A 20743-nucleotide genomic window follows, 5' to 3' on the forward strand; every position below is an offset into this window, starting at 1 on the left:
TGGTTCCTTAAGAGTGCCCGGAAAATCGATCCCGGCTGTTGGTCAAGTGCAGCACCATGGCCGCCCGTGCGGCGTCCGGGTCCTGGCGCTTGATAGCGTTGTAGATGGCCTCGTGTTCCAGGTTCGCCAACTGCCCCAGTTGGGCAAAGTCCGCGCCGCCGCGCTCGACGGCATTCACCTGGGTGCGCGGAATCATCGCCGTGCCCAGGTGCTGCATGATGTCGGTGAAAAACGTATTGCCGGTGGCTTCGGCGATCAGTTGGTGAAAGCGCTTGTCCTCCTCCACACAGCTGTCGTTGTTGGCCAGGGAGGCTTGGTAGTCGTCCAGTGCCTGGCGCATGTGGGCCAATTGCGCGTCACTTCTGCGCAGCGCGGCCAGGGCCACCGCTTGCACTTCCAGGCCCAGGCGCAATTCGAGCATGTTGCGCACGCTGGCGACCGTGTCCACATGCAGGCGCAGGCCCGGCTGCGTGTGCTGCTCCAGCACAAAGGTGCCGATGCCGTGACGCGTCTCCACCAGCCCCGACGCCTGCAGCTTGGACAAGGCTTCACGCACCACGGTACGGCTCACCCCATGCTCAAGCACGATGGTGGATTCGGACGGCAGTTTTTCACCCGGCTTGAGTTGCCCCAACTGGATGCGCTGGGTCAGTGCCTCGACCACACCTTGGGCCAGGTTGGCGGAACGTTTGCGCACAGGCGGTGTGCTTTTAATCGGCATCGAGACGGGTCCACGGGGTTGGGCTGGGGGGAGCTTATCACCCTGAACGCACGGGGCGACGGGTGGCGGCGAAAAACACCCAACTTGTATGACAACATACTCATCCCACCTCACCCGACCCTGTCTTCGCTTCGAGAGAAGCGCACACCCCGAGCCGTCACTAGCGGGGCAAAACCCAATAAAATCTGGCAAATAACCAAAATAACCAACCTCAATACCGGCTTATAAGAACAAAAACAGCCCTGACAGGATTGCGGCCTTTAAAAAACAACTTGTATGATGTCTGTCAACAAAACACCAAACCCGCATAAAAATAATCAGGGGGAGTTTTCATTCGTGAAGCATTCAAGCCCAGCATCTGCCGTACCCGAAAGTGATTCAGCGCTCGCCCGCGCCGTGAGCAAAGTGAAGGGCCATGTGCTCCCACTGTTCGTGGTCATGTTCATCCTCAACTACATCGACCGGGTCAATATCGGCTTCGTGCGCACGCACATGGAGCATGACCTGGGAATCGGCGCAGCGGCCTACGGCTTCGGCGCCGGGCTGTTCTTCATTGGCTATGCACTGTTCGAAGTGCCCTCCAATATGCTGCTGCAAAAAGTCGGCGCCCGCATCTGGCTGACCCGCATCATGTTCACCTGGGGCATCGTCGCCACGCTGATGGCGTTTATCCAGAACGAAACCCACTTCTACATCCTGCGTTTCCTGCTGGGTGTGGCGGAAGCAGGATTCTTCCCCGGCGTGATCTATTACTTCACCCGCTGGTTGCCCGGTGTGGAGCGTGGCAAGGCCATCGCGATCTTTCTCAGTGGCTCGGCGGTGGCGTCGTTGATCTCCGGGCCGTTGTCGGGTGCGTTGTTGCAGATCGAAGGCTTTGGTTTGCATGGCTGGCAATGGATGTTCGGCATCGAAGGCCTGGCCTCGGTGGCGCTGGGCTTCTTCGTGTGGTTCTGGCTCGACTCCAAACCCCATGACGCCAAGTGGCTGAGCCGCGAAGAGCAGGATGCGCTGGTGGGCGCTATCGATCAGGAACAGCGTGATCGCGAAGCCCTGACCACGGTGAAACCCACCCTCGGCAAGCTACTCAAAGACCGCCAGATCCTGCTGTTCTGCGCTCTGTACTTCTGCATTCAACTGACGATCTACGCCGCCACCTTCTGGCTGCCGAGCATCATCAAGAAGATGGGTGACTTGAGTGATGTGCAGGTCGGTTTCTTCAACTCGATCCCCTGGCTGATCTCGATCATTGCCATGTACGCCTTTGCGTCGCTGTCGGGCAAGTTCAAGTTCCAGCAGGCCTGGGTCGCGGCGGCCCTGCTGATCGCGGCGGCCGGCATGTTCATGTCCACCACCGGCGGGCCGATCTTCGCTTTCGTGGCGATCTGTTTTGCGGCCATCGGGTTCAAGTCTGCGTCGTCGCTGTTCTGGCCGATCCCCCAGGGCTACCTGGATGTGCGCATCGCCGCCGCGGTGATCGCGCTGATCAACTCCATTGGCAACCTGGGCGGTTTTGTGGCGCCGACTACCTTCGGCTTTCTCGAACAAACCACCGGCTCGATACAGGGCGGGCTGTATGGCCTGGCCTGCACCTCGGTGCTCGCGGCCATCCTGGTGTTCTTTGCCAAGACCTCACCCTGTGCCGTACCGGCCGTGCCCAGCCGCTCCGCCATCAGCAAACCTCTTTGAACTCAGCCAGGAACGCGCCATGAATACCCCTGTCGTTACTCATTTCCAAGTCATCCCCGTCGCCGGCCACGACAGCATGTTGCTGAACCTCAGCGGCGCCCACGGCCCCTACTTCACGCGCAATATCGTGATCCTCAAGGACAGCAGCGGCAACACTGGCGTGGGCGAAGTGCCCGGCGGCGAGCGCATTCGCCAAACCCTGGAAGACGCCCGCAGCCTGGTGATCGGCCAGCCGATTGGCCAGTACCAGCGCGTTCTCAACCAGATGCGCAGTACCTTTGCGTCTCGAGACAGCGCGGGCCGCGGCCTGCAGACCTTCGACCTGCGCATCACCATCCACGCCGTCACCGCCATGGAGGCCGCGCTGCTCGACCTGCTGGGCCAGTTTCTCGAAGTGCCGGTGGCCGCCTTGCTTGGCGAAGGCCAGCAACGCGACGCAGTGAAGATGCTCGGCTACCTGTTCTATGTGGGGGATCGCAACGCCACCGACCTGGCCTACCGCAACGAGGCCGATGCCGACGATGAGTGGTTCCGCCTGCGTCATGAAACAGCCCTGACCGCCGACGCGGTAGTGCGCCTGGCCGAAGCGGCCAAGGCCAAATATGGCTTCAACGATTTCAAGCTCAAGGGTGGCGTATTGAGCGGCGACGCGGAAATCGAAGCCGTCACCGCGCTGGCTGAGCGTTTTCCCGATGCGCGCATCACCCTTGACCCCAACGGCGCATGGTCGCTGAAAGAAGCCATCCGCCTGTGCCGCGACCAGCATCATGTGCTGGCCTACGCCGAAGACCCCTGCGGCGCAGAAAACGGTTATTCAGGCCGTGAAGTCATGGCCGAATTCCGCCGCGCCACGGGCCTGAAAACCGCCACCAACATGATCGCCACGGACTGGCGTGAAATGGGCCACGCCATCCAGCTGCAATCAGTGGACATTCCCCTCGCCGACCCGCACTTCTGGACCATGCAGGGCTCGGTGCGCGTCGCGCAAATGTGCAACGAGTGGGGCCTGACCTGGGGCTCGCATTCCAACAACCACTTTGATATTTCCCTGGCAATGTTCACCCAGGTGGCGGCGGCCGCACCGGGCGAGATCACCGCCATCGACACCCACTGGATCTGGCAGGACGGCCAGCGCTTGACGCGCGAACCATTGAAGATTGAAGGGGGTTACGTAAAGGTGCCGGCCAAGCCTGGCCTGGGTGTGGATATCGATATGGACGCGGTGGCCAAGGCTCATGAACTGTACAAAGGCATGGGCCTTGGAGCCCGGGATGACAGTGTGGCGATGCAGTTTCTGATCCCGGGTTGGGGCTTTGATAACAAGCGGCCTTGTCTGGTGCGGTAAATCGGCTTTAGGAATGCTCAGCGCAATTTGAGCGTGACGCAAATAATCCGATGCCCAAACAGGCATCGGATTTTAGTCAGATCAGAAGCTTAGCTGTTTGACCTCTGGCACGTCTGCCAGAGGCCCCTTTTGCGCTACTGCCGATTGGCGATCTCCAGATCCGCCTCTTCCTGCTCCAGGCCAGCGAGATCAGTGCCATTGATCATCGGCCCATAACGGCGGCTGAACTCCCAGTTGTAGGGCACATGGTCTTTGTTGATCCCGTTGTCCCAATTCACCGACCAGGTCATCAGGCCCTTGATCGACAATCCTTTGTCGTGCAAACGCTTGAATGTATTGGTCACGGCTGTCGGGTTGACTACATAACCGGTGGCAGCCGCATCGACGTTGGCGGGCAGGCCAATGACGAACTTGTCTGCCGGGATCTTGGTAAACCCGCGCGTTCCGCTCACCAGACTTTCGGTGAGGTAAAACAGGAAATCCTCCTTCATCGCGTCGTTGTTCTGGGCAATCCAGGCGCCGTTGCCATTGTTGACCTCCTGCACCCAGATGCCGTCGCCCCCCTGGTTGTAATACTGCGGGGCGATGAAGTCGTAATAGCCTTCCAGCGCCTGGATGTAACCGACGTATTTGCCGGCGGTGGTGAGGTACGGAAACTCCGGTGCCATGCTGATGATGAAGTGTTTGCCTTGACCTGCGTAGTGGTCCTTGACCAGTTTCAAGGCGGCGGGCAGGACAGTCTTGTTGTCGGCGAAATCAATCGCGCTCTGTTCAAGATCGATATCCAGGCCATCAAAGCCATAGGTTTCCACCAGGCGGATAATTTCGCTGGCCAGTAGCTGTTCGTTGCCTTTATGCAGTTCAATGTGTGCATCGGCGCCGCCAAGGGAAATCAGCACCGCCCTGCCCTGGCTGTTCAGCACACCCACCTGGCGACGGAACTCGGCGTCGGACAGCTTGTACGGGGTGAAGGTTGGGATACCGTTGCCCTTCATGAAGGCCACGGCCACCACGTTGTAATCCTTTGGCACATCCACCAGGCTCATATTGGCGAACTGGCCACGCTGGTAGCCATCGCTCGGGCCGGCAGGCCAGTTGTGCCAGAAGCCCATGAGGATCTTTTTGCCGGCAATGCTCGGCATCGGCGAAGCGGCATCGTTGAGCGGCAATTGCAGTGAGGTAAAGTCAATCTTTGACATGTTCTAATCCTTCAGAACGTGTGGGTTTAACGGCGCGGGCTTATTTGAAGTCCACGTCGAAGGCTTGATAGAAGGCGTTGCCGGTGTTGGCGACGATCCACATCAACACAATCACATGCTGGCCCTTCTTGTTGGCCGGCAGTTTCACTTCATGATTGACCTTGGCCTTCAGTTCGCCTGCATGGCTGTAGTACGGCACCTGGGCATAGAAGTCTTCAGCGAACGGCTGGGTTTCCAGTTGTGCGCGGGTGATGCGCTGTTTCGGGTCCCAGCCATCCTTGGTGATCAGCCAGCGATAACCACGGGTGGTGTGCGGCGCGGTGTATGCCCAGGTGACCTTGAAGGTCTGACCCGGCTCGACATTGAGCAACGGCCAGGTGAAGGCGCGGCCGAGTTTCTTGGCCATTTCCTCGTGGGTGAAGTTGATGCAGTCACGGGCATCGGTCTTGCCACCGCTGAGGATGAAGCCGTCGGCTGGCGGGGTGACGCTGTCACTGTCGGTTTGGTAAGGCGCCGGGAACGGACCGGCCGTCAGTGCCGGGAAGTTCTTGCCGCCTTCCATTTCATTGACCTGCCAGGTTTCCAGCAGGCCAAGATCCACGGCGACTGCGCCACGGCTGGAAGGGGATGTGACGCGACCATGGCGAAGAGGTGTCTGGGTTTGTGGTTTGTTCATGTTGTGACTCCATTCACTTGATTAAGAACTCTCCCTTTCTTGAAGGAGAGGACCTCAACCTAACGGAGTTGCTTTTTTTTGCCACAGGCCCATTTTTCACTCATTTTCGTTTCGTGAGCGCGCAGACCCGCAAATACTGGATATACAACCAGTGTTATAGAGGAAGCCTTACGCTACTAGAGGTCGATTTCCTACAAGACCAGGCGCATATCAACACGCTTCTCTCGTAAATGGCTTTATCCCCTTCGTAAGGGATGGGCGCTCTGTCGAAAAAAAGGGACGTATCTATTTTCATCAAAACCGTCCTCTGTTTGGTCCATCAGGTTTTGCCGATGACAGCCGTTTTTTTAGCGGTAGTCGCGGTAATCGGTCGCACCGTCAGTTCCACCCCCAATGCCAGCATCAGCTTCTGGACCGTCTCATAACGCGTCTTTGAGCCGCCTTTCAGGGTTTTATACAGACTCTCCCGATTCACCCCCGCCGCTTCGGCAACCTTGTTCACTCCCTGGGCCTTGGCAACCTCGGCCAGCGCCTTCATAAGGACTTGCGGGTCATGGCACGCCATGCTTTGCGCAAGATAGGCACTGATGGTTTGCGGGCTATCAAGGAAACGTGAAGCCTCATAGGCGCTGGTGCCGGATGTATCCAGCTCGAGGATCGGCATGTCCTCTGGTTTGAATGTCGACTTACTCATGTCATTGACCTCTCAGGGCATCGAGAATCTCTTTTGCCCGCTTGATTCCTCGTTTCTGGTCGGTTTTATCGCCTCCCCACAGCATCAGGTAAGCGGTGATGCCCGTGCGCACAAAGTAAATCCTGTAGCCGGGCCCGACAAACACACGCATTTCACTCATGCCATCGCCTACAGGCTGGCAATCGCCAAAATTGTTTTCTTCGGCTCGATCCAGGCGGATCAGTACAGCCGTCTTACCCCACACATCCTTCATACCGTCGAGCCATGTATCGAACTCGGGCGTCCTGCCGATCGTATTGGTCACAGATTCAAATGTAGCCTACTGGCTACTCCTTGTAGATGCCAGTGAATTTTTAATGTCGGTGTGCACCGCCAGAAAAAATCCTAGTCCAGCCGCCGCGCAGGCAGCCGAGCAATACTATTAGCGCTTGTGTCCTCAAGACCGAAACGTTGCGTCGCGACTGAGGCATCCTCTCTGTAGGAGCGAGCTTGCTCGCGAAGAACGTAAAGATAATGTGTTCATCCAGAATGAACGCGGCGCCTATGGTTTTTCGCGAGCAAGCTCGCTCCTACAGGGAGTGAGTGAGTGGGCCGGCGTTGATGTAGACCCGTCCTACAGCAAGCTGCACCACCTTGCTCCATTGCCTACAGTTGCGTCAGAATCCGCCGGCTTGTGCGCTTGGATGGGCGTCTCTAAGGTGGCTCGGTCGCTGACAACTCAGTGATCGGGTTTAGTAGCCCGAGGGTCAATTACATTTAGTGCATGAGCTTCATCTATCAGACGTTCCTGTCTGTGCCTGATGGTGGCTGTGCGTAGGGCGCCTTCGGGCGCGCCGGCTTTGTGTAATTCCCCGGTCTACTAACCTGCGTACAGCTGCCACCCTTTCGTTTAGTAGCGAAACGGTGTCGGCCCCATTCAGGAATTACGCATATGTACAAAGTCACCCCAAACCCTCCAAACGATCCAAACCTGAAGCTTGATCAGGCAGCCCGTCGTGCGATCGATCACGCCCTCAACCCCAACGCCGAACCCTCTCCTCCACCCTCGACACCGCTGTTCAGCGTTGCCGACGATGCCAGCAATGAAATGCTCGTCGCCAATAGCTATGAAACCTTTTCCTCAGTAACCGCCCTGCTGCTCGACCTGTCGGATGAACTGACCGGTAAACAGCGCGACGTCGCGTTGGCGATTCATCAGTTAAGTGAGCTGGGAATGTTGTTGGTCGATAAGTTGATGGAGCGCGAGGCGGCTGTAGCAGCTGGCTAAACGTTCAACACGCCCAAAAAAAGCCGAGCCGTCGCGCCCCAAGACGACTCGGTTTTTTTTTGCCAAAGCAGGGGTTGACCTTAAAGCGAGGTTTAAGGTGAGCATGCACCAACCGACAGGATTACTGGCCCCTGGATCATGCTCAAAACCCTTATTTCTTTTGCGTTGGTAGCGATAGGTGGCGCGCTTATGACATTTGCACAGGCTGAACCCGGCCCTTCCACGGCCGCTGCAAACAATCGCCAGATCCTGGTGATCATGACCAACCACGCCAGCTACCCCTCAAGGCCCGATACCACGGGCCTGTGGCTGACAGAGCTGACGCATTTCACCGAGGTCGTGGAAGCGGCTGGCTACACGACGGTATTTGCCAGCCCCAAAGGAGGTGCTGTGCCTCTGGACGAGCGCAGCCTCGGTTGGCTGTACATGGATAAGGCGGCGCGTGAACAGTTGCAGTCCCCGGCCTTTCGCGCCCGGCTGCAAAACACGCTGCCCATCGCCAATGTCGATCCGTCGCAATTTCGCGCGATCTACTTCACCGGCGGCCACGGTGTCATGTGGGACTTCCCTGGCAACCTCGACCTGCAACGTGTCGCCCAAACCATTTACAACCAGGGCGGCATCGTCTCGGCCGTGTGCCACGGTGTGGCGGGCCTGCTGGATCTGAAGGATGAACAGGGCAACGCGATCATCAAGGGCAAAAACATCACCGGCTTCTCCAATCGCGAAGAACTGCTATCGGGCATGAAGCGTGAGGTGCCGTTCTTGCTTGAAGACCGGCTGCTGAGCCAAGGGGCGCGTTACCGCAAGGGCTGGGTGCCGTTCACCTCATTTGTCATCACCGATGGCCGCCTGATCACGGGCCAGAACCCGCAATCGCCCAAGGCCGTCGCACTCGCCGTAATAACCGAGCTGTCCCACGAACGATAGCGCCTAGCCCCTCTCTGGAGAAAACCGATTGAACATTCCAAGCGCCATTTTAACCGGATTGCTGCTCACCCCTTTTGCCAACCTTGCGTTGGCCGGAACGCCCGAGATGCCCAGCCCCAACGACACAACCCACATCGATATCGCCGGCCAGCAGGTGCCCGTCGTCAAGGGTGGCTTGTACGACCGCTTTCGCTCCAACCCGCCGTTGTCGGTGGTTGCAGCAGAATTACCCGGGGTTGATTTAAGCTGGTTCAAAGGGTTGCAAAAGCACAAGGTCGACATCGGTTTTGAATCCTACTCGCCCAATTTTTACTACCAGAACAGTCGGGTAACAGCAGTCTATACAGCCGACATCGATAAGCTTCGGGCGTTGATGCCACCGCAGGTACTGGCCGCCGTGCAGCCCTTGCAAGTCTGGCCGGGTCGCGGGCTGATCGCGTTTACTGCGTATACCTATGAGCATTGCGATAACGACGCCTATAACGAAGTCGCCGTGTCGATCATCACGAACAAACCTGGCAAAGCCAACCTGGGCCCCTTTACGCTGGTGGGCCAGTCGATGTCGCAGGACTTTTGGGGCTATGTGCTCAAGCTGCCGGTGAATACCGAGCTGGCGCGGGTGCGCGGGGTGGTCGGTTACAACCTGCCGAAATGGCTGACCGGCATTGATCGCAAAGAGGATGGGCACTCGGTGGTGTATGACATTACCGATAGCAAGACCGGCAAACTGGACGTGTCGTTCAAGGCTAAAAAGCTTGAGAAGCTGTCCCGTGATATGGACCTGGTCACCAGCAGTTTCACCAATCTCGATCACCACGGCCAACTGGCCTATGGGTATGCGGTTTCCCGCCAGCTCAGCCATGGCTCCAGCCGTGACGCAGACTCAGCCACCCTCACGCTAGGCGATGGCAGCCTGTCCGATTACCTGCGCGACCTCAAGCTGGGGAAAATGGTGAAGTACGAATACGTACCCGAGTTCCAGAGCGCACTCTATGCGCCAGAGCCGCTCGTCAACCTGATTGGCGAACGCTGAACCTCGTGCGCCGGTCAGGCCCTCGGGGCCCGGCGGGCGCTTTTTTTTGTGGATGAGGCTGGAGCGCCCCCTTCCTCGCGCAGACGGTTTATCAGCATCTGCGCATTCTCGGCACAGGCCATGCCCTCGGGCTTGCCTTCGATGCCCTTGATGACGTTCAGCAACTGCGCCTTGTTCTGGGCCAGCCGTTGTTGCAGAACCTCGATTTCCTCGACCTTGTGCTTGAGCCCGCTGAGCAGCTCGTCATGCTGCCAACCACCGGCACTGCGGGGCATTAACTGCCGGATTTCTTCCAGAGAGAAACCGGCTGCCTGGGCACCCTTGATGATCTCCAACACCGCCTCGGTGCCGGGCGTATAGTCCCGATAGCCGTTGGATTTACGCTCAACCGATTGGATCAGACCGCTCGCCTCGTAGAAGCGGATGCGTGAGGCCGCCAACCCGCTGATTTTTGCCAACTCGCCTATTCTCATGTACCACCCACAAAAAACCATTGACCTTAAAGTTGACTTTAAACCTAAAGTCATTGGGCGGCCAAGGCGGCAATTGGTAGGCGGCGCGCTTGCCAGACACGCATGGGCCGCAGTGGGTCAATCCAGCGCCATGATCGCGATTCGATCAGGCCATCATTTCATTTGGGAGAGGCGAACATGGGCTACGTCACCACGCGAGACGGTGTTGAAATTTTCTACAAGGACTGGGGCCCACGCGATGCCCAGGTCATTTTCTTCCATCATGGCTGGCCACTGAGCGCAGATGATTGGGACGCGCAAATGCTGTTTTTCCTGGGCGAAGGTTACCGGGTCGTTGCCCACGACCGGCGTGGCCACGGGCGTTCCAGCCAGGTCTGGGACGGGCACGATATGGACCACTATGCCGACGACGTTGCGGCGGTGGTCGAGCACCTGGGTATACAAACTGCGGTGCATGTCGGTCACTCCACCGGCGGCGGTGAAGTGGTTCATTACATCGCCCGCCACGGTGAAGAGCGCGTCTCGAAGGCCGCCATCATTAGTGCCGTCCCTCCTTTGATGGTCCAGACCCCGAGCAATCCTGGTGGCCTGCCCAAGTCAGTGTTCGACGACTTGCAGGCGCAGCTGAAAGCCAACCGCGCACAGTTCTATCAGGACGTTCCCGCCGGACCTTTCTACGGCTATAACCGCCCAGGCGCCAAGCCGTCCGAGGGCATCATCCTGAACTGGTGGCGGCAAGGCATGATGGGCTGTGCCAAGGCGCACTATGACGGGATCGTGGCGTTTTCCCAGACCGATTTCACCGAAGACCTGAAGAGCATCCAGATTCCCGTATTGGTCATGCATGGCGACGATGATCAGATCGTCCCCCATGAAAATGCCGGGGTGCTGTCCGCCAAATTGTTGAAAAACAGCACGCTGAAAATCTACCCGGGCTTCCCGCATGGCATGCCTACTACCCATGCCGATACGATTAATGCGGATTTGCTGGCGTTTATAAGGAGCTGATTGATTATTGGGGGGGCGGGTGACCGCCTCCCCTCTACCTGAACCGCTCGTTTCAGGTCATGCTGCGTCCTTCATTTCAAGGACGATAAAAACAATGAAAGCCCCCCTCGCCGCCCTGCTCCTGATCAGCCTGACTGGGCCTGCACTCGCCAACGACCCCATCGGTTTCCAAACCACCACCATCCCTGACACTCACAACATTCGCCCACTGGAAATGGCCGTGTGGTACCCCTCCACCAGCACCGCCCAACCCAAGCTGATCGCTGACAACCTGGTGTTCATCGGTGTGCTTGCGGTGCCTGATGCCGCACCGACGCCCGGTAAACATCCGGTGGTGGTGCTCTCCCACGGCTACGGTGGCAATTGGGGCAAGCAGGCGTGGTTGGCCAGTGCGCTGGCCCGGCAGGGGTATATCGTGGCGGCAGTGAATCACCCTGGCACCACCAGCCAGGATCGCAGCGCGCAAGCCGCTGCGCAGTTGTGGCAACGGCCCAGGGATTTAAGCCGGGCCATCGATGCGCTGTTGGCGCAGCCCGAGCCATTCGGTGCGGTGGATAGCGGGCGGATCGCGGTGATAGGCCATTCCCTGGGTGGCTGGACGGTCATGGAGAGCGCGGGGGCGCGTTTTGACCCGGCGTTGTTTGCCCGGGACTGCGAGACCCATCCGACATTGGTGGCGTGCAAGGCCTACCGTGAGATGAACCCTGAAGGTACGCCGAGCGGGAAGGCTCAAGTGGCCGCGGACTTGCGTGACAAGCGCGTGACCGCTGTGGTGTCTCTGGACCTGGGCCTGTCGCGCGGCTTTACCAATGCGAGCCTGGCGGCATTGCCGGTGCCGGCTCTGGTGATCGCCGCCGGTGTGCCGTCAGCGGATTTGCCGGCGCAGATGGAATCCGCCGACATGGCCAAGCGGCTGCCAAAAACGTCGACACAGTACGTGGAGATCCAGGACGCCAACCACTTCAGTTTTATGTCCCAGTGCAAACCGGGGGCGGCAGCGGTGCTTGACGCTGATGTGCCCGGTGACAGCATCATTTGCCAGGACGGCGAAGGCGCGCGGCCACGGCCCGTGATCCAGCAGCAGATAACCACGCTGATCACCCAGTTCCTGGCGCGCTGAGCCCGTGGCGAGGGAGCTTGTTCCCGCTGGAGTGCGCAGCGCTCCCAGCTTTTTTGGGGCCGCTACGCAGCCCAGCGGGAGCAAGCTTCCTCGCCACAGTTACCGGCTCTGCCTTAACTGACTGGCATTAACCCAGGGCCCGGTCACATTTGTTGAAACTGGTATCATCCGCGCCTTTCCCCTTCAGGCAACGAAACATGAACCGCCAGAAAAAACTTCAGCAGCTCTTCAAAGCCAAAGCGAAAAAGGCCAGCGCCAAGCTGGCACCTAAAAGCAAAGACAAATACATCAGCAAGGCGGACCGTTTGAAGCTGGCGACCGAGGCCGGCCAAGAGCCGGTCACGGCTGTCGAGACGCCTGCTGAGTAAGGCGCATGGCTGAAGGGGTGGCCGCTTCATATTTGCCCCAGATACGCCGCAGATGCCGCGCCGAGCCAAAGCCTGCGCGCTCGGCGATGGCTTCTATGTCCAGGGCCGACTCGGCCAGCAGTTCACGGGCCACGGCCAGGCGCAGGCGATGCAGGTAATCCAACGGGCGGATGCCGACATGCTCTTGGAACAGGCGCGCCAGGTGCCGGCTGCTGGTGCAGGCCAGGCTTGCCATGCGGGTGAGCGTCCAGGCCTCGCAGGGGGCGGCGGCGATGGCGTCTTGCACGCGATGGACCGCCGGGTGCAGGTGATTGCGCCCGGTCACCCAAGGCGATAGCTGCGGGTCGCTGCCGCTGCGGCGCAGGTACACCACCATGTCCCGCGCCACGGCGCAGGCCAAGCGTGGCCCGGCCAGTTCGGCAACCAGGTGCAGCATCAGGTCGATACCCGCCGTGATACCGGCGCTGCAACTGACCGGGCCGTCGGTGACGTACAGCCGGTTTTCCAGGACCCGGGCCTTGGGTGCGAGGGCTTGCAAGGTGGCGCACAGCGAATGGTGCGTGGTGCATTGGCGCCCATCGAGCAGCCCGGCCCTGGCGGCACTCAATGCGCCGGCGCACACGCACACCAGACGCTCGGCCGAGGGCGCGAAGACGTTTTGCAGCCACTGGGTGAGCTGATGGCTGGCCGATTCGAAGGCCTTTTGGTGGGTTTTCGACACGTTCATCGTGGAGCCCACCAACACCACCAGCGTACCGGGGACCAGGGTCGGCGGCAGCGGCGCCAGCCCCATCAGCGGCAAGCCGATGGAGGTGTGCAGCGTTGCCACCGGGCTGACGTATTGCAAGTCGAAATCCACCGCCGCCGGGTCGTCGACCTGCGCGGCCAGGCGCAGTACTTCGGCAGGCCCGGCCAGGTCGAGCATCAGCACGTTTGGCAATAGCACGAACAGCACCGGTACGCTCACCGCTTCACTCCGCCAGTGCCTGGGCGACCGTTACGATGCGGGCGAAGCGGTCATCGAGGACCAACTCCGTGCGTTCGCGAATCTCAGCCGGCGTATAGACCCGGCCGCTACGCACGTGGGTCATCGGGAAGGTCAACGTCGCCTCGCTGACAAAATCCACCTTGAAGCCGCTGTCCGCAGCCTGCCGCGTTGTGGTCTCGCAGCATTGCTCAGTGCGGATGCCGCTGATGATCAGCGTGGTGACGCCCATTTCCACCAACCGAGCGGCCAGTGGCGTACCGGCCAAAGCACTGTGGTAGCGCTTATGGATCACCAGTTGCGGCTTGATCGACAGCTCGCTCAATGCCCTGACGTTGCCCGATTGCATGGAGAAATGCCCTTGGTCTTCAACATGGAAGACTTGTACCACCGGGATGCCGCGCTGAACACAACCATCGATGAGGGCCTGCTGTTTTTCCAGATAGTCGGGCAGGTCGTTTTCGGACCAGTAGGTTGAATGGCGGAAGGAATGTTGGGCGTCGATCACGATCAGGGCTTTATGGGTCATGGACAGTCCTTGTGGCTTGCATCAGTGGGTAAACGATGCACGCCATGGTAAGGACCACCCACAGTGCGCGACAGACGCAAGGCAGACTACTTCAGGACGGATTCGGACATGTCACCGGGCACGCCATGGCACAACGGCTGCCGGGTTCGAAGCCATGGGCGTACTCATCCGCCAGGATCGTTTCCAGACGCGAATCAACGTGAGGCGCAAAGCCCAGGCGCCGGTAGAACGGAGCATTCCAGGGTACATGCTCGAAGGTGGTCAGCGTCACAGCACGCAGGTGTTGAGCGCGGGCATGATCTATCGCCGTTTCCACCAATCTGCACCCCCAGCCCTGGCCTTGGAGCGGCTGAGCCACCGACACTTCATGGATATGCAGGTCGTCGCCAAAGCGTTCTGCGCTGAGGAAGCCTTGAGGGCGATCGTGGTCATCAACCACCACCCAACAGGTCGATAACGCGATCCACTGCCGATGGCACTCGACGCCGATCGGCGCGGCATCCGCCAGCCAAGCCAGCCCTTCGATTGCGCGAAATGCCTGGGCTGCGCTCTGCTCGATGGCGGGCAACAAACCGGCATCTTGCGCGCGCGCCAGGCGAATGTGGGTGGACTGCTCAGCAGCCACTCAAGGCCACCTGGGGCCGTTCGCCCGCAAAGAAGAAGGGCCGCAAACGTACGCCCACGCCGTTGCCGATAAAGGCCGCCACCAGCCACACCCAGCCATGCAGGCTGCCCGAGGCGATGCCACTGAAGTACGCGCCGATGTTGCAGCCATAGGCTAGGCGCGAACCGTAGCCAAGCATCAGGCCGCCGATCACAGCCGCGATCAACGAGCGCGCTGGAATATTCAGGCTGGGCGCAAAACGCCCGGCCAGGCCAGAGGCCAGCAGCGCGCCGAGGACAATGCCGATGTCCATGACGCTGGTGATATCTTCCCACACCGGTGCAGCCAGGGCCTTGGCATTGCCCGGCATCTCCCAGAATGCCCAGCTGGCAACGTCCACGCCCAGCCCGCTCGCCACCTTGGCGCCCCACAGCGCGAACGCCGAGGTAATGCCCCACGGCCGCCCAGCCAAGGCCAGGGTGGCGTAGTTGAGCAGCGCCAGGCCAATCGCGCCCCACACTAACGGCCATGGCCCACGCAGAAAGCGGCGTAGCCCTTGGTGCTCGCTTTGCACGCCTTGTTCAAGTTGACCATAGCGACGTTTTTCCAGGCGCACGGTCACCATAGCAATCAGCGCGAACACCGCCAGGCTCAGGACCAGCGCCGGCAGCACACCGAAACTTTTGACAATGGAAACCGCCGGGAACGATGGCAGTGCAAACCACCAGTCGACGTGATGGGTGGCGATCAACGAGCCGCAGATAAAGAACAGCAGTGTCACCAACATCCGCGCATTACCGCCGCCGACGGTGAACAAGGTGCCCGACGCACAGCCGCCGCCCAGTTGCATGCCGATCCCGAAGATAAACGCCCCGAACACCACCGACACACCCGCCGGCGCCACCAACCCGGCCACCGGTTGGCCGAACAAGGTGCCCGCGCCCAGCGCCGGGAAAAACAGCACCACCGCTACCGCCAGCATCACCATCTGCGCACGCAAGCCAGCGCCACGCCGATCATTGATAAACACGCGCCAGGCCGAGGTGAAACCGAAGGCTGCGTGATACAGCGTCAGGCCCAGCGCGGCGCCGACCACCAGCAGCAACACCTGGCGTGCGCCAACCATGTTCTGCAGGAACAGCGCGCCCGCCACCAGGATGATAAAGGCAATCAGTGGCGCGACGGGCTTGCGCACGGGCGTCAGGGAAAGAGACGTGCTCATGGGGTTCTCGATTGGTTGGAAGGAGGCAAGTATAGCCTCAGAAGGAATTTGATCAGGTGGGGCATTACCGAAAGGATCATCGTTTGAACCACCGCTTTCGCAGCCTCGCTAAAGCTCGACAGCTCCCACAGGGGATCGGCTGTGTATGTGGACTGACTAACCCAGGCTGATCGACTGCCACGCTGCTTCAGCCAGCAGTTCGCGGTATTCAAATGGACTCTTTTTGACCTTCGCCGACAACCACGCACGCGAGTAACTTTCCGCCGCGCCAATGATCAGCGAAGGGATCAGCTCGGCAGGCAAATGACTGAAATGCTCCTTGCGCCCTTCCCCGCTCATCCACTCCTTCAACTGTTGGTTGCGCTGTTTATTGCGTGCAAGCAGCTCGTCCTTGAACGGGCCGCTGGAGACGGCAAAACGGCTTTGGAACACGAACCGCGCCCAGTCCGGCTGTGCGGTCACCCATTCAACGTAGCTGTACACCAGCCCGACGACGCCTGCGTGGGCGGTGTCCGCTGCTTGCAGATAGTGGTCACGCAGACTGGCCTGGTCCTCCAGCGCCGCAAAGAACAGCGCAGCGACCAACCCTTCTTTATTGCCGAAGTGGTGATAGATAGCGCCCACGCTGGTGTCGCAGCGCGCGCGAATGGTTTCGATAGAGGTCGCCTCGATGCCCACCTCGTTAAAACACGCCAGTGCTTCGCGCAGGATGATGCGCTTGAGGTCGCTGCGCCTGCCGGGGAAGGTGCGCTCGATGAGATCGATGGAGTGCATGGAGGAACGCCAAATCAAAACAGTTTATAGGCTGAACGACCGGCAGAGAAAGCTCAGGTTGACAGTCGTGGAATCAACAGAATATTGTTCCGTTACAGAATATTATTCTGTAAATGACCCTTGAGGATATTCCGATGAGCCAAGCCCTGAGCATGTTCAATAGCGTAGGCCCCGCCGCATTCAGCAACCTGGCGTGCCAAATGGCACCCTACTTCAGCACCATCACTCCCGAGATCGCGGAGCTCAAACCCAACCATGCGGTGGTCACCGTGCCGTTTCGCAAGGAAATCACCAATCACCTGGCCTCGGTGCATGCCATCGCACTGTGCAACGCCGCCGAACTGGCCGGCGGCATGATGACCGACGCGTCGATCCCCGCAGGCGCACGCTGGATTCCCAAAGGCATGACTGTGGAATATCTGGCCAAGGCGAAAACCGATATCCGCGCTGTTGCCGATGGCAGCGCTATCGATTGGCAAACCGCCGGAGACAAGATCGTGCCGGTGGAGATCTTCGATGCGGGCGGCGTCAAGGTCTTCACCGCCCACATCACCATGAATGTGAAGCTCGCTTAGACACAATCGTTCAACAGACTACAGGTGCGCCGTCTGCCGGCGGCGTGTCCCGTACATTCGTAAAATCAAGAATGACCGTAAACCGTTGCTGCTCGCGGATCACCTCAATCTGCCAGCCCAGCTTTGCGCACAACTGCCGCATCAACTGCAACCCAAGCCCATATCCAAAATCATCGGACTCCTGCCGCGGCTTGACCTCACTGATGTAATTGGCAATCACCAGCCGGGGGTATTTGAAACTGATATCCACCGTGCCCTCTTCCGCGTATTGCAGCGCATTGCGCAGGAAGTTGCCGATCACGATACGGCACGCCGTAGGGGGCAGCCGGCAAGGTTCGTTGTGGATGTCGATGCTTAGCTCAATATCCCGGTGACCGATCAGGTAGCGGTGCCTTTCAATCAGTTCGCCAACTACTTCGCTCAGATTAACGTCTTCCTCGGGCAACGACTCTGGACGTTCGCGGCTCATCCACAGCAATGTCTCGGCGATGAGCTGCATATTGAGCACCGAGCGTTCTACGCGCTGCAACGAGGGTGGTAGCACACCACCCGATTGCAGGGCCAACAATTCGATATTGGCCTTGAGCACCGCCAGCGGCGTGCGCAGTTCATGGCTGGTGTAGCGCAACAGACGGCCTTCTCGCTGGCTGGCGGCCTGCACTTGTTCAACACTTTTGGCCAGGGCATCGGCCAACATATTGAACTCCTTGAAGTTGAAACCCGGCCGCTCGCTGGCCAGGGCGTCAGGATTGTTCAGGGTGCTGGACCATTGGATCAGACGTCCCAGCGGACGCACCAACCACCACACCAACAGCGCGATGATAATCAGCGCCGGCACGAATACGGCCAGGCTGATGAGCTGGACGCTTTCCAGTACCTGGTCAAAGTAGGCGTCGGACAATGGCGTCTCCACCTCTCCCCCTACTTCCTTATCGTGGTCGATGTCATACATGTAGAGGGTTTTGCCGTCGCCCAGAGGTTGTTCGAGAACGATATGGAACGGCGCCTCGTCGTCATCGGAATAGAGATCGCCGAAGATATTCACCGCACCAAAGGACAGGCTCGGCGGTGCATTCAGCAACTCGCGCACGTCCTGCGGCAACGCCTCCTTGCCGATGACGCTGGTGTAGTAGTAATTGTGCGGCGTCGGCGTGGTCGGGTCCTGTTTGTAGTGCCGGAGAAAATACAGGGCTTCCTCCTCCATCATCGCGCTGGCGGTGTAGAACAGGCCGCGCACGGTGAATTCAGGCAGCAGCCTGCTATAGATCACCAGCACCACCGCAATCAGACACAGGAAACTGCCGCTGATTACCCACTTCAGGCTCAGGCCGCTACGCATGGGCCTTTACCTGGATGCCGACACCCGCCAGGGTATGGATCAATGGCCGGCCAAAAGGTTTGTCTACCGTCTTGCGCAGCCGATGCATATGCACTTTGAGCGTATTACTGTCGGGCGGCTCATCGCCCCAGATTTTGCTTTCCAACCGCTCCCTGGGAACAGGCTCGGGACTGGCCCGCATCAAGTGCTCCAGCAAGGCCCAGCAAATGGGTGACAGATGCAGCTCCTGCCCTGCCCGGCTGACTTTGCGGGTGGTCAGCTCCATGACCAAGTCGTCTACTTGCAGGCGGCTGGTCTGGCCGCTGCGCCGCAGGCTCAAGGCGCGAATCCGCGCCACCAGCTCGGCAAGCTCGAACGGCTTGACCAGATAGTCGTCGGCTCCCGCAGCAAAACTGGCGAGCTTGTCGGGCAACGCATCCAGCGAGGTCAGCATCAGGATGGGGGTCTGGATGCCTTGCTGGCGTAACCCTGCGCACAACTGCTGGCCGTTCAGTCGCGGCAGCATGATGTCCAGCAGAATGACGTCGTAATGCTGGTTGAGCGCCAGGTTGAGCCCGGCCTGGCCATTGCTGGCGTGATCGCAGACGATTCCGCTGATCTCCAGGTACTCGATGACAGTGGTGGCCAGGTCCAGGTTGTCCTCGACCAGCAGCAGATGAATATGCACGGAAAAACCCTCGGGCAGATGGTGCTCAGCGGTGTGAAGGATAGCGGAAGTCGGGCTGTTTCCTGCGATGTTTACCTGGTGTTAACCCCGTGCTGCTTAGGCTAAGGCTCTTCTTATCCAGAGCTCGTCACCGTCATGAACCTGTATTCGATGATCAAAGGGGTGCTGTTAGCCGTGATTTTCCTCGCGCTGATGGTGGGCATCCTTCCACAGCAAACTCAGTTGGTACGCATGGGAGGCAGTGGCTGGTTTCTGATTGGCCAGAATGTTGAGCAGACAGGGTCGTGTCATGTCGCCCGTGCGTCGTGATGAGCTGGGCGCCAACTATGCCAGCCAGTTGGTCGCCTGCGTGGTGCTGGTTATTGGTGTGGCGGTTTCGATGGGTATCTATATCGCGCGCTTGAATGCGCACCTCGATGAGCAACGCAACCTGACCTCGGTGTATCTGCCCGACTGCCCTGACGGCCGTGGTGGTTTTATGGTCTATCCCGATGACAGGCGCAGTGGTGACGAGTGCTACACCGCGCAGGAAGATGAGTCGATGGATGTCGATGAGCTGCAGCGGCTATCAGGCTGGAGCCTTGCGCAACGGTTCGACTCCATCCCGCCAGCGGTTCAATCACCGCGCACGTTTTAGATGCACAGCCCTTATGCTTACCCAGTGCAGGCGCCGGGCCGCTCTAAAGCCGCTGCGCTGGAGGCAGACTTGCTGCCAGGCCAGGTCGCCAACGGCGAGCTGCGCAGCGCACCAGAACACCCTCTCAACGTTTCACGCCTGAACATGCCGCCGCGTTGATCACTGTCATTGCCAGTTGAAACACATACTGCCAATACTCCACCACACCATTCATCAGCCCCGCTGGCGAGTACACTCGACAGCAATGCCCACCAGGACAACCCTGCTGGGCAGGTTGCTGCTGATTATCATGGAAACTTGAGAAGGACACTCAAATGGTACGTGCCGTTACTATCCTCACCGAGAATTTTTCTGACTGGGAGCCCGCGCTGATCAATTCCACGGGCCGTGCCTACTATGGCTTCGAGACTTTTTTTGCCGCTCCCGGTGGCAAGCAAGTGACATCATCCGGTGGCATGACCATCATTCCCGACCTGGCCATCGAGGCCATTCGGCTGGACGATGTCGACTTGCTGATTGTGCCGGGAGGCCCGATCTGGAGAACAGACAACGCCCCCGCCATCGAGGCGCTGGTCCGTGAGGCTCACGCCAGGAACATCGTCGTGGCGGGAATCTGTGACGGTACCCGCGTACTGGCCAAGGCTGGAGTGCTGGATCACTTGCAGCACACCTCCAACTCCGCTGACAACCTCAAGCAGGTGCATTATCGCGGAGCAGATTATTACCAAGACGTACCGTACGCCGTTGCCGACCAGGGAGTGGTCACGGCTCCTGGCAGCGCGCCGGTCAGTTTCATGGCCCAAATTCTCGACACCTTGGGTTTGAAAGACAAGAAGCTGGATGCCTACCTGGCCATGCATGCGGCTGAACATATTCACGGCTGAACCCCTT

Annotated in this window: 25 protein-coding genes and 1 pseudogene; 13 read left to right on the forward strand and 13 right to left on the reverse strand. The window is 59.3% G+C overall.

The window, feature by feature from the left end:
- Positions 1-7: 7 nt before the first annotated feature.
- Complete coding sequence (locus AC1RAC_RS17620) at positions 8-721, reverse strand: FadR/GntR family transcriptional regulator (RefSeq protein ID WP_034126185.1); 714 nt, start codon at positions 719-721, stop codon at positions 8-10.
- 336 nt (positions 722-1057) lie between these two features.
- Here AC1RAC_RS17620 and AC1RAC_RS17625 point away from each other — a divergent pair, with 336 nt between their 5' ends.
- Positions 1058-2407: an MFS transporter gene (locus AC1RAC_RS17625; RefSeq protein WP_492616853.1), complete on the forward strand. Its 1350-nt coding sequence runs from the start codon at positions 1058-1060 to the stop codon at positions 2405-2407.
- Between the two features lie 19 nt (positions 2408-2426).
- Positions 2427-3752: a glucarate dehydratase gene (gudD, locus tag AC1RAC_RS17630; RefSeq protein WP_072447976.1), complete on the forward strand. Its 1326-nt coding sequence runs from the start codon at positions 2427-2429 to the stop codon at positions 3750-3752.
- Between the two features lie 197 nt (positions 3753-3949).
- Here the strand turns inward: gudD and AC1RAC_RS17635 are convergent.
- From AC1RAC_RS17635 to AC1RAC_RS17650, 4 genes and pseudogenes are all read right to left on the reverse strand, one after another.
- Positions 3950-4951, reverse strand: a pseudogene (locus tag AC1RAC_RS17635) (chitinase); the annotation flags it as partial.
- 40 nt (positions 4952-4991) lie between these two features.
- Positions 4992-5627: a lytic polysaccharide monooxygenase auxiliary activity family 9 protein gene (locus AC1RAC_RS17640; protein WP_054921583.1), complete on the reverse strand. Its 636-nt coding sequence runs from the start codon at positions 5625-5627 to the stop codon at positions 4992-4994.
- A 319-nt stretch (positions 5628-5946) separates the two neighbouring features.
- On the reverse strand, positions 5947-6321 hold the full coding sequence (locus AC1RAC_RS17645) for an addiction module antidote protein (protein WP_054896296.1): 375 nt from the start codon (positions 6319-6321) through the stop codon (positions 5947-5949).
- Between the two features lies 1 nt (position 6322).
- Positions 6323-6625: a type II toxin-antitoxin system RelE/ParE family toxin gene (locus AC1RAC_RS17650; protein WP_054896297.1), complete on the reverse strand. Its 303-nt coding sequence runs from the start codon at positions 6623-6625 to the stop codon at positions 6323-6325.
- A gap of 627 nt (positions 6626-7252) precedes the next feature.
- Between AC1RAC_RS17650 and AC1RAC_RS17655 the strand changes: the two genes are divergently transcribed.
- The 3 genes from AC1RAC_RS17655 (at position 7253) to AC1RAC_RS17665 (ending at position 9551) form a co-directional block, all read left to right on the forward strand.
- Complete coding sequence (locus AC1RAC_RS17655) at positions 7253-7588, forward strand: DUF6124 family protein (protein ID WP_032902107.1); 336 nt, start codon at positions 7253-7255, stop codon at positions 7586-7588.
- 189 nt (positions 7589-7777) lie between these two features.
- Positions 7778-8518 carry a type 1 glutamine amidotransferase domain-containing protein gene (locus AC1RAC_RS17660; RefSeq protein ID WP_034126180.1) on the forward strand — a complete coding sequence of 247 codons (741 nt, stop codon included), beginning with the start codon at positions 7778-7780 and terminating at the stop codon, positions 8516-8518.
- Between the two features lie 106 nt (positions 8519-8624).
- A complete protein-coding gene (locus tag AC1RAC_RS17665; protein WP_034126376.1) occupies positions 8625-9551 on the forward strand; it encodes an acetoacetate decarboxylase family protein in 927 nt (308 codons plus the stop codon).
- Between the two features lie 14 nt (positions 9552-9565).
- On the opposite strand, the gene AC1RAC_RS17670 is transcribed toward AC1RAC_RS17665, so the two are convergent.
- Positions 9566-10024 (reverse strand): MerR family transcriptional regulator, encoded by a 459-nt coding sequence (locus tag AC1RAC_RS17670; RefSeq protein ID WP_034126375.1) that lies wholly within the window; start codon positions 10022-10024, stop codon positions 9566-9568.
- 177 nt (positions 10025-10201) lie between these two features.
- Between AC1RAC_RS17670 and AC1RAC_RS17675 the strand changes: the two genes are divergently transcribed.
- The 3 genes from AC1RAC_RS17675 to AC1RAC_RS17685 all read left to right on the forward strand — a co-directional run bounded on the left by AC1RAC_RS17675 (position 10202) and on the right by AC1RAC_RS17685 (position 12520).
- Entirely contained in the window at positions 10202-11032 is an 831-nt protein-coding gene (locus tag AC1RAC_RS17675; RefSeq protein WP_032896079.1) for an alpha/beta fold hydrolase, read from the forward strand.
- Between the two features lie 94 nt (positions 11033-11126).
- On the forward strand, positions 11127-12152 hold the full coding sequence (locus AC1RAC_RS17680) for an alpha/beta hydrolase family protein (protein WP_127881975.1): 1026 nt from the start codon (positions 11127-11129) through the stop codon (positions 12150-12152).
- Between the two features lie 197 nt (positions 12153-12349).
- Entirely contained in the window at positions 12350-12520 is a 171-nt protein-coding gene (locus AC1RAC_RS17685; protein ID WP_069558568.1) for a DUF2986 domain-containing protein, read from the forward strand.
- On the opposite strand, the gene AC1RAC_RS17690 is transcribed toward AC1RAC_RS17685, so the two are convergent.
- From AC1RAC_RS17690 to AC1RAC_RS17710, 5 genes are all read right to left on the reverse strand, one after another.
- On the reverse strand, positions 12492-13487 hold the full coding sequence (locus AC1RAC_RS17690; protein ID WP_096143255.1) for a GlxA family transcriptional regulator: 996 nt from the start codon (positions 13485-13487) through the stop codon (positions 12492-12494). The genes AC1RAC_RS17685 and AC1RAC_RS17690 overlap by 29 nt on opposite strands.
- A 4-nt stretch (positions 13488-13491) precedes the next feature.
- Positions 13492-14034 (reverse strand): cysteine hydrolase family protein, encoded by a 543-nt coding sequence (locus tag AC1RAC_RS17695; protein ID WP_034126177.1) that lies wholly within the window; start codon positions 14032-14034, stop codon positions 13492-13494.
- Between the two features lie 91 nt (positions 14035-14125).
- Positions 14126-14659, reverse strand: a complete 534-nt coding sequence (locus AC1RAC_RS17700) for a GNAT family N-acetyltransferase (RefSeq protein WP_089041991.1) — start codon at positions 14657-14659, stop codon at positions 14126-14128.
- Positions 14649-15860, reverse strand: a complete 1212-nt coding sequence (locus AC1RAC_RS17705) for a YeeE/YedE family protein (RefSeq protein ID WP_034126175.1) — start codon at positions 15858-15860, stop codon at positions 14649-14651. The genes AC1RAC_RS17700 and AC1RAC_RS17705 overlap by 11 nt, the downstream gene beginning before the upstream one ends.
- Positions 15861-16016: 156 nt before the next feature.
- Positions 16017-16634: a TetR/AcrR family transcriptional regulator gene (locus AC1RAC_RS17710; RefSeq protein WP_034126174.1), complete on the reverse strand. Its 618-nt coding sequence runs from the start codon at positions 16632-16634 to the stop codon at positions 16017-16019.
- A gap of 134 nt (positions 16635-16768) precedes the next feature.
- Here AC1RAC_RS17710 and AC1RAC_RS17715 point away from each other — a divergent pair, with 134 nt between their 5' ends.
- Entirely contained in the window at positions 16769-17209 is a 441-nt protein-coding gene (locus AC1RAC_RS17715; RefSeq protein ID WP_003192702.1) for a hotdog fold domain-containing protein, read from the forward strand.
- A 10-nt stretch (positions 17210-17219) separates the two neighbouring features.
- Here AC1RAC_RS17715 and AC1RAC_RS17720 read toward each other — a convergent pair whose 3' ends face one another.
- On the reverse strand, positions 17220-18548 hold the full coding sequence (locus tag AC1RAC_RS17720) for a sensor histidine kinase (protein WP_057977047.1): 1329 nt from the start codon (positions 18546-18548) through the stop codon (positions 17220-17222).
- The gene (locus AC1RAC_RS17725; RefSeq protein WP_034126172.1) at positions 18541-19215 is read right to left on the reverse strand and encodes a response regulator transcription factor; all 675 of its coding nucleotides are present in this window, start codon (positions 19213-19215) and stop codon (positions 18541-18543) included. Before AC1RAC_RS17725 ends, AC1RAC_RS17720 begins: the two co-directional genes overlap by 8 nt.
- 135 nt (positions 19216-19350) lie before the next feature.
- Here AC1RAC_RS17725 and AC1RAC_RS17730 point away from each other — a divergent pair, with 135 nt between their 5' ends.
- The 4 genes from AC1RAC_RS17730 (at position 19351) to AC1RAC_RS17745 (ending at position 20736) form a co-directional block, all read left to right on the forward strand.
- On the forward strand, positions 19351-19524 hold the full coding sequence (locus AC1RAC_RS17730; RefSeq protein ID WP_014719228.1) for a hypothetical protein: 174 nt from the start codon (positions 19351-19353) through the stop codon (positions 19522-19524).
- Entirely contained in the window at positions 19505-19852 is a 348-nt protein-coding gene (locus AC1RAC_RS17735) for a hypothetical protein (protein WP_089041989.1), read from the forward strand. Before AC1RAC_RS17730 ends, AC1RAC_RS17735 begins: the two co-directional genes overlap by 20 nt.
- Positions 19853-20011, forward strand: a complete 159-nt coding sequence (locus AC1RAC_RS17740; RefSeq protein WP_172415488.1) for a hypothetical protein — start codon at positions 19853-19855, stop codon at positions 20009-20011. It abuts the gene before it with no gap.
- A gap of 155 nt (positions 20012-20166) precedes the next feature.
- On the forward strand, positions 20167-20736 hold the full coding sequence (locus AC1RAC_RS17745) for a type 1 glutamine amidotransferase family protein (protein WP_057977043.1): 570 nt from the start codon (positions 20167-20169) through the stop codon (positions 20734-20736).
- Positions 20737-20743 lie beyond the last annotated feature (7 nt).

The sequence above is a fragment of the Pseudomonas sp. GW823-FHT02F05 genome (assembly GCF_058797315.1).